Origin of the sequence: Natrinema sp. CGMCC1.2065, from assembly GCF_051225675.1 — an archaeon.
In the GTDB taxonomy this organism is placed as follows: Archaea; Halobacteriota; Halobacteria; order Halobacteriales; family Natrialbaceae; genus Natrinema; species Natrinema thermotolerans.
On record NZ_JBPJSJ010000033.1, the window covers coordinates 1 to 13,564 of the forward strand.

Consider the following 13,564-nt stretch of genomic DNA (forward strand, 5'->3'; position numbering starts at 1 on the left):
GCGGGGCTCGAGGCGATCGCGACGCCGGGGCACACGCTCGGGCACACCGCCTTCGCCGGCGACGGATTCGTCTTGGTCGGCGACGCCGTCCTGCCGACCACCACGCCGAACGTCGGCGGGAGCGATACCCGGACCCTTCGCCCGACGGCGGTCAACCCGGTCCGGTGCGACGATCCGGCGGCCGGTGGCGCGGCGATCGATCACGACCCACTGGCGGCGTTTCGGCGGACGCTCGAGCGACTCGCTGACCGGTCCGAGCGACTCCTGCCCGGCCACGGCACCGCCGTCGAGTCCGGACGCGTCGCCGAGATCCTGACCCACCACCGGGAGCGCTCCCGTCGGGTGTTCGCGGCGCTCGAACGACGCGGCACTGCGACCCCCTGGGACCTCGCCGGCGACCTGTTCGGCGATCTCGCGGGGATCCACGTCAAGTTCGGGGCCGGCGAGGCGGCGGCACACCTGCGGACCCTCGAGCGGCAGGGACGGGTCGATCGCCTCGAGGGGACGCCCCATCGCTACCGGCCCGTCGACGGGGAGCCGTCGACCCGCGGGACGGGCGTCTAGGGGCTGATTACCGCCGCGGGAGACCACTGTGGGCCATCGGTTATCAGCCCGGGTCACATCACCGTTCGTGTCAGTTCGGATAATCGGACAATAACGAACTGTGATATGAGTGACCGAACTGCTATGGGTGGACAAGCGGGGAGCGATTCCACGACCGGATCGACCGTACGAAAGACGCTCGAGGCGGTACTGCTCCGGAGCGACGACCGGACGGTAATCGAGGAGTGTCGGCGGTGTGGGACGACGCTCGAGTCGGCCGCGACGTGTCCGGCCTGTGGCTGTGACGACATCGTCGAGTATCGGATTCAGTGACGACTACGGAGTCCGCGGAAAGCGCCGACGACGGCGTCGTCAGCGGGAGTCGATCGGGAGGGCGGCAGTCTCGATGTCGTCCCGCCGTCCGTCGAGGACGTCGAATCGATCGCCGCGTCGGCCCTCGAGCCAGTAGAGCAGTCGCTCGGCCCACTCGAGTTTGTGCGATTTCGCGTCATCGACCGCGGGATCATCGAAGTCCCAGCCGACGAAGACCAGATCGGCGGCCCCGAGGTGATCGGCGAGAAAGGCAGCTCGGTCGCCGTCGGTAAAGCCCCCGAAGTTCCGGACCGGTCCTGTCGGTGCGGCCTGGGTCGTCGGCACGATGGACGCGTGGTCGCAGTTCGGCACGACCTCGCGGATCGCCTCGCGGTTGTCGCCGTGGCCGTGAACTGCGACCGGGACCCCCTGGTGGGTGAGCCGCTCGACGGTCTCGGGGTTCTTGTCGAGGTCGGTCACCATACAGTCGGCGTCGATCCCGCAGCTCGCGAGCGTGTCGACGGCGGTCGATGCGGCGAGGACGACATCGGCCTCGCGCGCCCGCTCGAGGCTCCGATCGTCAGTTAGCGACGGACCGGCCCCCGCGATGGCCACCGTCGCGTCCGGCCCGATCGGGAGTGCCGTCGGCTCGAACGACGTCTCGAGCAGCGATGCCAGCAGGTTGCGACCACGCTCGTCGCCGGCCCGACCGTAGCCGAAGTCCTCGAGGATGGCCTCGTAGACCGGTTCCCACTCGTCGAACTCCATGCGGGTACTCGCGGCGCGACCGGTTTGGACCTTCGGGATACTGCCGGTCGACCCACAGCCGTCGCTGGTCGATGTAGGGCCACAATAATTCCGTGATGTGGGCCGGGGGTCGCCTCCAAAGTACCCCTACCCGGGAGGCCGCCCGGCGTCCACTCTTCCATTTTGAAGCATCCGGTATAAGCTTTCTCTTAACGCAGCAGTTCTGACAGCTTCTCGCCGAGTGTGCCCAAACGGCCGTCACGGGACGCGATATCCGCTGCAACGCCGGAAACCGACGTCGTCGATCCGACGAGCAGCAGTCGGGCGTCTGACGTGCGTTGGACGACTGCCCCGTGGTCGGCCGCGACCGCCGTCAATCGCTCCCCGGCGTCGACATCGAGCCCGTCGATCTCGAGGAGTTGGGCCTGCCAGTCGTCGGCGAAGTCGGGGTCGATACCGCGCTCTCGGAGCTGGGCCCGGAACTCGGCCGTCGAGTGGACATCCAGTTGCGAGACGTCGATCCCCCCGACTGTCGCGGCCCGTCGCTCGGTGAACGCCTTCCCGATCAGGGCCGCGTCCCGCGTCTCGGCCACGTCGTGGGTCCGGATCACGTGTGCCCCGCGCTCGACGGCCATCGAGGTCGCCGCCAGACTCACCGGGAGCCGTTCCTCGGTCTCGCGGCCGGCGATCTCCCCGAGGAAGTTCTTCCGGTTGATCGAGACCAGCATGGGCCGCTCGAGCGCCCGGAACTCCCGCAGACGCCGGAACGTCTCCTGATCGTCGGCGACCGTCTGGGCCTCGCTCCAGCCGCCGAACGCGGGATCGACGATCGTCTTGTCCGTCAGCCCGTTCTGTTTCAGCGCCTCGTACACCTGGTCGACGTAGTCCGCTCGTTCGGCCCAGTCCGGCGACTTCCGCTCGGCCCAGTCGGTCTCCTCGACCGCGCCGGGGCGCTCGAGGTCCGGCGGACTGGCCATCTTCGCGACCGCGACGTCGTGGTCCTCACAGACGGTCGGCATCTCGGGATCGGCAAAGCCCGCGATGTCGTTGACCATGTCGAACCCCTGCGAGAGCGCCTCGTCGGCGACCTCGGCGTACCGGGTTTCGATGGAGAAGACCGCGTCGCCGGAGACGCTCTCGATCGTCTCGAGCGCGATCGGTAGCCGCTCGAGTTCCTCCTCGGCCGAGAGGACGTCGAAGCGCTTGTTCGCGGACTCGAGACCGATGTCGACGATGTCGGCCCCTTCGCCGATCAGTTCCTCGTCGACGTAGCGGGCCGCGTCGCCGGGGTCGTCGTAGACACTGGGATCGTAGGGAGACTCCTCGCTGACGTTCAATACGCCCATGATCCGGGGCGGATGGTCGTCACCGATCCCCAGGCCGGCGGCGTCGACGTTGTGCATACCCGGTCTGAGGAAGCGAGGCAAAAAGGTATCGTGGTTCCGGCGAGCTACTATCGGTCCGCGGCGGAACGAACGGGCTTGGCCTCCGTTCGGCGACGGATCGCGCCGTCTTCGGAACGCGCCGGGACGCCCGTCCTGACCCAGCGCGTGCCGTCGATCGTCACCGCCCGCTTGTCGGTCAACGAGGGCAGATCGCGGGAGTCGTCCGCGACCGCCGCGCTGGTGACCGCGAGTTCGTCACCGGCCCCCTCGTCGACGACTCGCGCCCGGACCCCGGAGAGGGGGTCGCCGATCGATCCGGACGCGACGTCGGCCGGCGTTCGCACGTGTGTCAGCCCGGTTTCGGGGAGCCCACACAGCCGAACCGCGTCGCCGGGGTCGCCGGCGTCACCGTGTTCCGTCCCGAACGTCGCCCGCGTCGATTCGACGACGCGGAGTCCGCGGTCGTCGATGCCCCCGTTCGCACGGAGGTCGCGGTACTGATCCGGAGTGATGAACGTCCGATCGGCCTCGGTCGTCACGAGCAACGAGCGCAGCGTCGTCGGATCGGCGGTCGTGATCGGCCGGTATCGCCCGCCGTCGGTAAGCGTCGCGTTCGCGCCGTACATGAACTCGATCGGGTCCGAGAGGAACACCGTGCTGCGGTGGGACTCGAGAGGGTCGGAGCCGTCGCCGGGAGCGTCCGGCCGAGCGCTTGCGGCCGCGTGCAGGGATGCGTGCGTGTAGACGGCGGCGACGGGCGGGCGCTCGTCGCGATCGACGTAGGCGATCAGCGCCGGGTCCTCGTCCGCTCGCCGCACGACATCGATGCCGGTCCGCGAGTTCGAGCCGTTCATCCCGCCGTTGTCGAGGAAGTCGGCGAACGAGACGCCCATCCGGGTGTCGGAGTCGACGGTCACGGCGACGCGCAGCGATTCGCTGCCCGTCAAGAGGGGCATGATCGGGCTCGAGTCGGTCACGAGCGCCGTCGCCTCGGTGTCACTCAGGACGTGTCGCACGTCTCGGTTCCCGTAGGTCGCGGGGAGCGTGACGGGAACGCAGCCGGCCCTGAGCGCGCCGTAGGCCGCGACGAGAACCGAGCGCGGATCGGCGACGTGAATCGCGATCCGATCGCCGGCCGTTATCTCCCGCTCCCGAAGGCCGCCCGCGAACGAATCCATCGCGGACCAAAGCTGCGAAAACGTCATCGGATCCTCGCAATCGATAGCCGTCGCTTCGGGATCGTTTCGTATCGACGATCGGAGTTCGGTTACGAAATTCGTCATCTACCCACACGCACGGTGCAAATGTTTATAAGAATTTACTACGGACGCAATTCAGGTTGAAACGTCGTTTTATATCCAGGTACTAGAGACAAACGTTTGGGAACTCGGGAGTAAGAGTGTCGATAATCGAAAACTATCACAGGACTACCGATCGCCAGCAGTCGGAGGCCGCACGCGTCGAGACGCTCGAGGGACGTCGTCACTCCTCTTCGAGGACCGCCAGCCGCGAGTCCCGCAACAGCACCTTCTTGACGATCGAGGGGTTCTCGAGCAGGCGGTGTTTCGCGTGAGCGCCCCGGCCGCGTCCCCGGCCCTCGCGCTCGGACTGGATCACGTTGAGGAAGTTCTGTTCCTGGAGGATCTCCTGGACCCGACGCTCCGAGAGGACGTCGAAATCGAGCCGGCGGGCGATCTCCTTGTACTGGTTGTAGATGATCTTCGTCGGGAACTCCTTTTCCTGGCTGTTCTCGGTCAGTAGGGTCAGCGAGTAGAGGATCGCCTTGGCCTGCTGGGGCGAGCCCTCGATGAGTTCGTTGAAGCGGTCGGCCTCGGTCTTTTCCTTGGCGTCGCGGACGTGATCGGCCGTCACACGGGTATCGTTTCGCTTCTTCGCGATCCGGCCGGCGTTCCGAAGGATGTCGATCGCCTTGCGTGCGTCGCCGTGTTCCTGTGCCGCGAGCGCGGCGGTCAACGGGATCACGTCGTCGGAGAGGACGCCATCGTGGAACGCGTCGCGGCGCTTCTCGAGGATCTCGACGAGCTGGTTGGCGTCGTACGGCGAGAAGACGAGTTCGTCCCGCGAGAGGCTGGACTTGACGCGTTCGGAGAGGTGATCCGGGAAGTCGATCTTGTTCGAGATGCCGATGATGCCGATACTCGAGTCTGAGATTCGGCGGTTCTCGCCGGCCCGGGAGAGTTTGCGCAACACTTCGTCGTCCTCAAGCATGTCGATCTCGTCGAGAATGACGATCGTCACGTCGGTGCAGTGATCGACGGCCTGCCAGAGGCGCTTGTAGTAGTCGCCGGTCCCGAGCCCCCGGTCGGGGACGGTGACCCCGCTCGCGTCGGGTTCGTTGACGATCTGGGCGATCGTCTTGACGATGGAGGCCTCGGTGTTCTGTTCCCCGCAGTCGATAAAGGCGTATTTCACGGTGACGTCGTCGTGTTCGGCCTCGGTGATCACACGCTGGGTGACCGACCGCGAGATGAGCGACTTGCCGGTACCGGTCTTGCCGAAGATGAACAGGTGGTTGGGCTCGCTCCCAAAGATCGCCGGGTTCAGGGCGTCCGCAACCCGTTGCATCTGTTCGTCGCGACCGACGATCCGGTCCGGCCCGGGCAGGTGCGTGATCTCGAGCAGACGCTCGTCGGCGAAGACGGGGTCGTCGTACCGAAAGAGCGGATCTCGATCGTCGTTGGCGGCCATTGCAGTGGCCGGCCTTTTCAACTCGACTGAAATAAAGCTGTGGAGATCGATCGCGGATGTAAACACGTCGGGTAAGCGACTCGAGCGCCCGTTTTCGACCACCTGGCCGTCCGTCCGGCGATCCGCCGCCCTCGCGCTTCTAACGCCGAAACCGGTCGATTCACAGGACGGGCACCCCCATCGCGGGTGTAAAACCGGCGCGTTCGATCACGAAACCCCCAGTACCGACCGATTCCGAGAGCTGTGTCGCGGTCACTGCGTGTGGTCCGAATCCGAGACTGCAGTCGAAACCGCATCGCTACAGCGGTCGAACGTTCGAATCGGGATTCGCTCGAGGGGGCACACCCCGGTCGCGTTTGTAACGGGAAACGAGTGGGGTGGTCCGATCAGTATTGCCCGATTTGGGCCGTATGAGGCGAACTATCGAACAGCCTTTCATCCGCGATGGTGGTGTGTTCACGAACAGAACCCCCACTCGCAATCACGGTTACAAACGCGAGGGGGGTGTGTCCCTCTCTCACTAATTCCAATCCAACCCGTACAGGGCGATACTGGACGGGAACAATCCCGTTGTACCGGCACAGTCGACGGGGAGTCGACGGGGCCACGACTTCGATGGAGTCCACAGTCACGGAACCACACTGTCGGAACACGACGATGGGGATACCGTTCTATCGGACTACCATGTCTCTAGTCTAGTAGTCTCTAGTCTAGTAGTGTTTCTAGACTAGTGTATCTAATAGCTATAGTAGCCACTGAAACGGCAACTGGTCTGGCTCGAGCCACCACACGACAGCCGGTCGCGGCCAGTCACGAACGGACTCCTTTTTGCGGTCCCGACCACTACTCCGGCTATGAACCCGCGTCTCGCTTCCGCCGCGTCGGTGGCATCCGTCCCGTCCGGCAGTCTCGGAACGGAGTCACCATCGAACTCGATGACAGCACCCCTTCGACGAGGCATCGAACGATTTCGCGTCTCGGTCGTCCGCTTTCCGAACCGATGAGTGAGGATATCCCACCTACCGCGGACGCGACGGCGCGAACGGTGCCGGCCGTCGCCGTCGTCGACGCCCAGTCGCCGGGGAACGTTGGCACGATCGCCCGCTCGATGAAGAACTTCGGCTTCGAGGAGTTGCTGTTGATCGACCCGCCCGAACTCGATCCCGACGGCGAGGCCTACGGCTACGCGGGCCACGCTCGAGAGGATGTCCTACCCGAGGCCGAGGAGATCACGTTCGATCACCTCGTCGAGAACTACCATACGATCGGCTGTACGGCGGTGACCAACGAGGACGATCGCAGCCACACGCGGTTTCCCTACTCGACCCCCGCGGAGTTGGCCGACCGGCTCCCGACCGTCGAAGCACCGACCGCACTCGTGTTCGGCCGCGAGCGCGTCGGGCTGACCAACGCGGAACTCGCCCGGATCGACGAGATCTGTTCGATCCCCGCGAGCGCGGCCTACCCCGTCCTCAACCTCGGGCAGGCCGCGACCGTCACGCTCTACGAACTTCGGTCGCTCGCGCTCGAGGCAACGCAGTTACCGGATGTCGAACGGGTTCGTGCCCCCGAGGCAACCGTCGACCGGCTCTACGGCCAGTGGGACGACCTGCTGACCGAGATCAACCACCCCGACGAGAAACGCGACAAGACGATGCGGATGCTCAGACGGGTGTTCGGTCGGGCGGACCTGACCGAACGCGAGGCCAACACCCTGCTCGGTCTCCTCCGCCGCGCGACCGAGCGGCCGGCCGAGGACTGACCGTTGAGGTGGCGCTCGGGCTGTCAACGCTGCTAAATATCGGCGATAACGGCCGGTACAATAATACGGTTTCAGTGACCATCACCTGACCATGACTACCTATCGCCGACGAGCGACGCTGGGACTACTTGGAACGGGGATGGCGTTGCTGGCCGGTTGTTCCGGTTCGTCCGACGACGGTAACGGCTCCGACGACGACACCGAAGATGAGTCCGACGAATCGGCCGGTGACGCGGACATCGACGGTGAGAACGGTGACCTTCCCGCCTACGCCTCGATTCTCCCACAGAGCGACGACCCGTCGTACTTCTACGGTGCGATCGACGGCGCGACGCTCGATACCCTGCTCAACGACGAGGGTGCAGCCGAAGGCAACGAGCCGACGGATCCCCTGCTCGGGAACCCCGTCATCATGGCAGTTCTGTTCGGCAACTTCGGCAGTCGCGCCTCCCGCCAGGCCTACGTGAACAACGATCAGACGGCCGCCGACGAGGGCGTGTTGGTCGACGCCAACGGCGTCTACGCCGTCAAGGGCCAGTACGATCGGGACGGGCTCGCTGCCGACCTCGAGTCGGCCGGCTACACGGCCGAGAGCGACGCCGCCGCGTACGCCCTCTACAGCGATGCCGACACCGGCGAGGTCGTCGGTGTCTCCGAGGAAGTGTTTGCGGTCACCTCGCCGAACCCGAACGACGACGGCTTCGAGCCGATCGCCGCCGTCGAACGCGTCCTCGAGACGGCCGTCGGCGATCGGGAGCCGAAACACGCCATCGACGAGGACTTCGAGTGGCTCCTTCGTGCCAGTTCGACCGACGGCATGGCGCTCTGTCGGTACACGGAAACCGAGGCGTTCGATCCCGCGACCCTCGGCAACGAACAGGTGTCCTCGGACAGCCTCGAGTTCGCCTTTGGCGCGTTCGAGGGGGCAAACGGCGCACATCAACAGCTCTCGCTCGGCGACGGCGACGCGACCGCAAGCGCCGTCGTCACCTACGCCGACGAGGCCAGCGTCGACCGCGACCGCCTCGAGTCGGCGCTGGGAACCGACGCCGATTCGGTGACGTTCGAACAGGACGGACCGGCCGTCGCGGTCGACGCCGAGTACAGCGGCGACCTGGTCGAGGAGTAAATCTGCGAACACGCCGGCGAGACGGCGTCGAATCCGGCGCGTTCGCGACCAAAACGGAGTAGTCGAGGGTACTGTTACTGCGGGGTACTGTGACTACGGGCCCCTATGACTGCGGTGGCGTCTGCTCTTCCGCCGTCGTCTTGGACGCCGTCACCTGGGCGACGTACCGCCCGGAGTCGGTCACCTGCCCGACCCAGCCGCAGTCGCCACAGGCAAACAGTCCCTGGCCGTCGATCAACTCCCCGCCGCAGTCGGGACACGGGTCCGAGATCGTCCCATCCGGCGCACCGTCGGCGTCGGTCGCTGCTCCGGTATCGACCGGCTCGAGCGGGGTCGGCACCGCGTCGGTCCGAAGCGTCGCGATCGCCTCGTCGGTGGTGTAGGTCTCCTCGGTCCGCTCGTCGGTGTGAGGGAAGACCCCGACCAGATCGTCGTCCTCGTAGATCTCGAGACACAAAAGCGGCGTCACGAGCCGCTTGCGGGTCTCACCGGTGATCTGCGAGGTCGTTTCCCGCTCCCGAAACGGCGGGCGGACGCTCACGCCGCGGCGATCGGCCCACTGCTCGAACCGTTCGTAGTTCTCGAGGACCTCCTGATGTGGGCTCTCTTCGGAGAGCGCGACCTCCTTGGGCCAACTCCGCAACAGCAGGTCGTCGATCGCTCCCTCGTCCTCGCAGGCTTGTAGCGTCTCGATCTGCTCGTCGATCGGCTCGAGAAGCAGGGGTGCGCGCACGTGACACACCACAGTACGGTCCGTATGGTCGGTTTTGCGCTGCATCGTTCTCAGTCAGGTTGTCGGGCAACGTGCGTGCTAATAACTGTTTCCGACGGTGCAGATACGGCCAAGACCCGATCGACCCGACGAGGCTGTCCGTACGGTGGCAAACCGGTTAGTGCCTGCCTCGAGACGTGGCCGATCACGGGGTCGTGGAAGACGCTCCGTCGAGCGCCGAGCGAAGCACGGACCGCAGCGCCTTGCGTTTGATCATGACGAAGCCCGCGAGGATCGTCACCAGGCCGACGAGCGTGAGCGAGTCGACGAGATATCCCAGCGCGACCCAGCTTACCCCCATCGCAACTACCGGCTCGGCGTAGCTGACCAGGATGACCTGCGTCGCACCGGTTCGCTCGAGCAGTTCGAAGTAGAGGAAGAACGCGAACACGCCGGAGACGAGTGTCAGGTAGCTAAACGAGAGGACCGTCGCCGACGTCAGTTCGATCGCTGCGACCGACTCCCCGCGCAGGAACGCCCAGCCGAGCAACACGCCGGCCCCGATGAGCATCGCCCACGCCTGGAGCGTCTCGATCGGGAGCGCCGAGTCGATCGGGCGGACGAGGACGCTCCCGAGCGCGAACGCGACGGCCGAGCCGAACACGAGGACAGCGCCGACGGTCACGTCGCTTCCGAGCGCGGCCGATGACGGCTGGACGACAGCGATCACGCCCACCAGACCGAGTATCAAGCCAGCGATCCCTGCAGGTGCCAGCCGCTCCTCCGGGAGTACCACGCCGGCGAACCCTGCCGTCAGGATCGGGGCCGTGCTAACGATCGTCGCCGCGACCGCGCCCGACACGTACAGTTCGCCGAGATACAACAGGCCGTGATAGAGCGCGATGACGAACGTGCCGGCGACGGTAACTGCCGCCCACTCTCCACGGCCCGCCGGTCGAACCCGATCGTTCACCACGGCCGCGTATGCGAAGACGATCGCGCCCGCGATCGCGTACCGAAGGCCGGCGAACAGGAGCGGCGGAACGTACTCGAGTCCGATCTCGATCGCGACGAACGAACTGCCCCAGCATAGCGCGAGTATCGAAAAGAGTGCCGCATCACGGCACCCATCTGGAATCCAATCGATTGTACTCATATCTCCTTCGAAAATCACGGTCGTATTTAGACCCTTCTACAATCGAGCGGTGTTTTGAGAATCAAGAACCACACATATGAATTCATTTCGAGTTGGACGCCGATAATCGGCCGATAGTTGGAGAAATATGCAATTACATAAGCCGGAAAACACATGCCGGTCGGGGTCGAACCCCGTCCATATGGACGAACGCGACGTGCGCCTCCTCAAGGCGATCGCCGAACTCGAGACGGGAAGTCCCGAACGGCTCCACGAGGCGACCGACATTCCGATCTCGACGATCCACTACCGTCTCAACAACCTCCGAGAGGAGGGCATCATCGAGAACGACCGCTACGATATCGATCTCGAGGCACTCGGGCTGGGCGTCACCGTCCTGATCGAGGTTCACGCGGACTATCGGGGCTCCTACGAGACGTTCGCGGATCGGCTCCTGACCGTCGAGGGGGTTACGAACGTCTACTTCACGATGGGAGAGACGGACTTCATCGTCGTCGCACGCCTGAGCGACAGCGGCATGGTCGAACGCCTGATCGCCGAGTTCGAACAACTCGAGGGCGTCGAACGGACCGACTCGACGTTCGTCATCTCGGCGATCGAAGAACGGGACGCACTCCAGAGCTACGAGTTAGAGACGCTGCTCGAGGAACTCGTCGATGAGTGAGAACCGCGGCGTCGGTAGCACTGCGCCTCGAGCGAGTTACGCTCGTTTCTGAATCTCCTCGCGCAGGAGTTCGCTCACGAGGTCGCCGTCGGCCTTCCCGCGGAGCGCGCCCATGCACTCGCCCATGAGTCCGGAGAAGGCCTGCATGCCCTCCTCCTCGACTTGGCCCGCGTTGCGTTCGACGACCTCGACGACGGCCTCGCGGACTTCGTCCTCCTCGGCTCCGCCGAGTCCGGCGTCCTCGGCCGCTTCTTCGGCCGTCCGGTCCGGCTCCTCGGCCAGTGCCGCGAGCAGATCCGGCACGCCCTCGTTCGGCAGGTCGCCGTCCTCGACCAGCCGGAGAACGCCCTCGAGGTGGTCGCGGGTCAGGTTCTCGACGGGCACGCCATCACGACGGACTTCGGTCAGCGTCGACTCGAGCGTCGTCGCGGCCAGCGTGGGATCGATTCCGCCGCCGACGACGTCCTCGAACAGCGGCATGTACTCGCCGTAGGCGACCTGTTCGGCCAGCCCCGCGCCGAGGTCGTACTCGTCCTGATACCGCTCGACCTTCTCGGTCAACAGTTCGGGTTCGGGCACCTCGCTCGGGTCGGGCTCGACCGGCGGCACGTCCGTCTCGGGGTACATCCGCGCCGCGCCGGGCAGGGGGCGCAGATAGCGGGTCGTCCCGTCGTCGTTCGCACCGCGGGTCTCCTCGGGGACGCCCTCGAGGGCGGTCTCGGCACGCTCGGCGGCGGCCTCGATCGCCGATTCCGCAACCTCGGTGTCGGCGGCGACGATGGCGACGGCGTCCTCGGGTTCGGCACCGACGGCAGCACGCAGGTCGGTGACCTCGTCCTCGGTGACGCCGTACGCCGGCAGTTCGTCGGTGTGGAAGATCCCGCCCGCGCCGTGGCGCTTGGCGTGATCGGAGAGTTCGGTCCCGAGCCGGCGGTCGGGGGCGATTTCGCGGCCGACGATCCCGTCGAAGCCATAGAGCGGCACCGCCGTGACGGCACCGCCCGAGTTCAGCGCCCCCGAGATGACGCCGCTGTCGGTGTCCTCGAAGACCCCGGTCACGTCCTGTACCTCGCCGACCGACGCCTCGCGCTCCTCCAGTTCGGCCGCGATCTCGACGAGTTCGGCCTGTCGGGCCACCTCGTTGCGGACGATGTCGTCGATGTCGTCGAGGCTCTGGACGCCCTTGATCTCGACGCGGGCACCCTCCTCGATGGAGACGTTGACGTCCTGGCGGATCGTCCCCAGGCCGCGCTTGACCTTCCCGGTCGAACGCAGCAGCATGCCGATCCGCTCGGCGGCCTCGAGGGCCTGCTCCGGCGTCGAGATGTCGGGCCTCGTCCCGATCTCGACCAGCGGGATCCCGAGCCGGTCGAGACTGTAGCGGACGCCGTCGTCGGTCTCCTCGACGCGCTGGGCACTTTCCTCCTCGAGCATGAGGTCTTCGATGCCGACCGCTCCTGCACTGGTCTCGATCGCGCCGCCGGTGGCGATCAGCGACGAGCGCTGGAAGCCCGTCGTGTTCGAGCCGTCGACGACGATCTTGCGCATGACGTGGGCCTGGTCGACCGGGCTCATGTCCATGAGCTGGGCGATCTCGAGGACGGTCTCAAGGGCTTCCTCGTCCAACTCGTGGGGCGGCTCGTCGTCCTCCTCGACGAGACAGGTCGTGTCGTAGGCGAGGTACTCGAACTCGCGGTCGACCATGCTCTCCTCGACGGCGGCGTCGTCGAGTTCGCCCAGTTCGCTCCGGGTGGGGTGGAGATAGCGCGAAAACGTTCGCGTCGACGCCTCGGGTTCGCGGAGCTCGGTCGGACACTGACAGAACAGCTTCGTCGCCGTGTCGAGTTGCTGGTGGATCTCCAGCCCGGCGACGAGTCCGAGCTCGTCGTAGTCGTACTCGGTCATTGGCGGCCACTCGGTGGCGGAGGGGTAAAAAACCGTCCAGTCCGCGCCGCCGGCCCCGTCCACTCGGTGCCGGTGTCGCCGTCAGTCGTCCGGGGACTCCGCCGAGTCGGCCGGGGGCGACGACCGCGATCGTGACCGGTCCGACCCGACCGTCGACACCGCCTCGAGGACGCGACTGCCCGGCACCTCGAGTCCGCGTTCACGATACCGTTCGTAGCGCTCTCGCGCTTCGCCGCCGGCGAAGTTCCGGTCGGCGAACGGCCGCGTCTCCACCAGCACGAGCGCGTCCGTCCCGTCGAGCGGGTCGAGCAGCGACTGGGTGCCCGCCCCGACGACGAAATCCGCGAGAACTGTCGCCCCAGCTGCCCGAATCAGCGACTCGACACTCTCTAACTCCGCGTTACTCGGCCGGGCGAACGGCTCGGTCTCGACGGTTTCGACGCCGAGCGAGCGGGCCGTTTCCGCCGCCGCGTCGCCGCTCGAGACCGGGCCGATCGAGACGCCGACGCCCGCGGCCTCGAGGCGGGCGATGACGCCGGC

At 66.1% G+C, this 13,564-nt stretch carries 12 protein-coding genes and 1 pseudogene; 5 read left to right on the forward strand and 8 right to left on the reverse strand.

Translation table 11 applies throughout. The features are described 5' to 3' along the window. Both ACSBP4_RS19270 and ACSBP4_RS19275 read left to right on the forward strand, forming a co-directional pair. Nucleotides 1-564, forward strand: a 564-nt coding sequence (locus tag ACSBP4_RS19270) for an MBL fold metallo-hydrolase (RefSeq protein WP_435553168.1), incomplete at its 5' end; no start/stop codon positions are given. Nucleotides 565-687: 123 nt separating this feature from the next. Further along, complete coding sequence (locus tag ACSBP4_RS19275) at nucleotides 688-876, forward strand: hypothetical protein (protein WP_006648686.1); 189 nt, start codon at nucleotides 688-690, stop codon at nucleotides 874-876. Between the two features lie 39 nt (nucleotides 877-915). Here the strand turns inward: ACSBP4_RS19275 and ACSBP4_RS19280 are convergent, their stop codons facing one another. The 4 genes from ACSBP4_RS19280 to ACSBP4_RS19295 form a co-directional block, all read right to left on the reverse strand. Beyond that, nucleotides 916-1,623 carry a 6-hydroxymethylpterin diphosphokinase MptE-like protein gene (locus tag ACSBP4_RS19280; RefSeq protein ID WP_435553169.1) on the reverse strand — a complete coding sequence of 236 codons (708 nt, stop codon included), beginning with the start codon at nucleotides 1,621-1,623 and terminating at the stop codon, nucleotides 916-918. Nucleotides 1,624-1,811: 188 nt separating this feature from the next. After that, nucleotides 1,812-3,005: a dihydropteroate synthase gene (gene folP / locus ACSBP4_RS19285; protein WP_435553170.1), complete on the reverse strand. Its 1,194-nt coding sequence runs from the start codon at nucleotides 3,003-3,005 to the stop codon at nucleotides 1,812-1,814. Nucleotides 3,006-3,055: 50 nt separating this feature from the next. Beyond that, on the reverse strand, nucleotides 3,056-4,270 hold the full coding sequence (locus ACSBP4_RS19290; protein ID WP_435553171.1) for an AMP-binding protein: 1,215 nt from the start codon (nucleotides 4,268-4,270) through the stop codon (nucleotides 3,056-3,058). 199 nt (nucleotides 4,271-4,469) lie between these two features. Next, complete coding sequence (locus ACSBP4_RS19295; RefSeq protein WP_006180903.1) at nucleotides 4,470-5,696, reverse strand: Cdc6/Cdc18 family protein; 1,227 nt, start codon at nucleotides 5,694-5,696, stop codon at nucleotides 4,470-4,472. 1,000 nt (nucleotides 5,697-6,696) lie between these two features. On the opposite strand from ACSBP4_RS19295, the gene ACSBP4_RS19300 reads away from it, so the two are divergent. Then, entirely contained in the window at nucleotides 6,697-7,458 is a 762-nt protein-coding gene (locus tag ACSBP4_RS19300) for an RNA methyltransferase (RefSeq protein WP_006648690.1), read from the forward strand. A gap of 91 nt (nucleotides 7,459-7,549) precedes the next feature. Continuing rightward, on the forward strand, nucleotides 7,550-8,587 hold the full coding sequence (locus tag ACSBP4_RS19305) for a hypothetical protein (protein ID WP_435553172.1): 1,038 nt from the start codon (nucleotides 7,550-7,552) through the stop codon (nucleotides 8,585-8,587). Between the two features lie 103 nt (nucleotides 8,588-8,690). On the opposite strand, the gene ACSBP4_RS19310 is transcribed toward ACSBP4_RS19305, so the two are convergent. Next, nucleotides 8,691-9,365, reverse strand: a complete 675-nt coding sequence (locus ACSBP4_RS19310; protein WP_172704526.1) for an HTH domain-containing protein — start codon at nucleotides 9,363-9,365, stop codon at nucleotides 8,691-8,693. A 139-nt stretch (nucleotides 9,366-9,504) separates the two neighbouring features. Beyond that, nucleotides 9,505-10,455: a DMT family transporter gene (locus tag ACSBP4_RS19315; protein ID WP_049964168.1), complete on the reverse strand. Its 951-nt coding sequence runs from the start codon at nucleotides 10,453-10,455 to the stop codon at nucleotides 9,505-9,507. A gap of 181 nt (nucleotides 10,456-10,636) precedes the next feature. Between ACSBP4_RS19315 and ACSBP4_RS19320 the strand changes: the two genes are divergently transcribed. Next, nucleotides 10,637-11,119 carry an Lrp/AsnC family transcriptional regulator gene (locus tag ACSBP4_RS19320; RefSeq protein ID WP_006180898.1) on the forward strand — a complete coding sequence of 161 codons (483 nt, stop codon included), beginning with the start codon at nucleotides 10,637-10,639 and terminating at the stop codon, nucleotides 11,117-11,119. Between the two features lie 36 nt (nucleotides 11,120-11,155). Here the strand turns inward: ACSBP4_RS19320 and gatE are convergent, their stop codons facing one another. Both gatE and ACSBP4_RS19330 read right to left on the reverse strand, forming a co-directional pair. After that, the gene (gatE, locus tag ACSBP4_RS19325; RefSeq protein WP_435553173.1) at nucleotides 11,156-13,024 is read right to left on the reverse strand and encodes a Glu-tRNA(Gln) amidotransferase subunit GatE; all 1,869 of its coding nucleotides are present in this window, start codon (nucleotides 13,022-13,024) and stop codon (nucleotides 11,156-11,158) included. 81 nt (nucleotides 13,025-13,105) lie between these two features. Next, nucleotides 13,106-13,564 (reverse strand): annotated as a pseudogene (locus ACSBP4_RS19330) (ABC transporter); the annotation flags it as partial.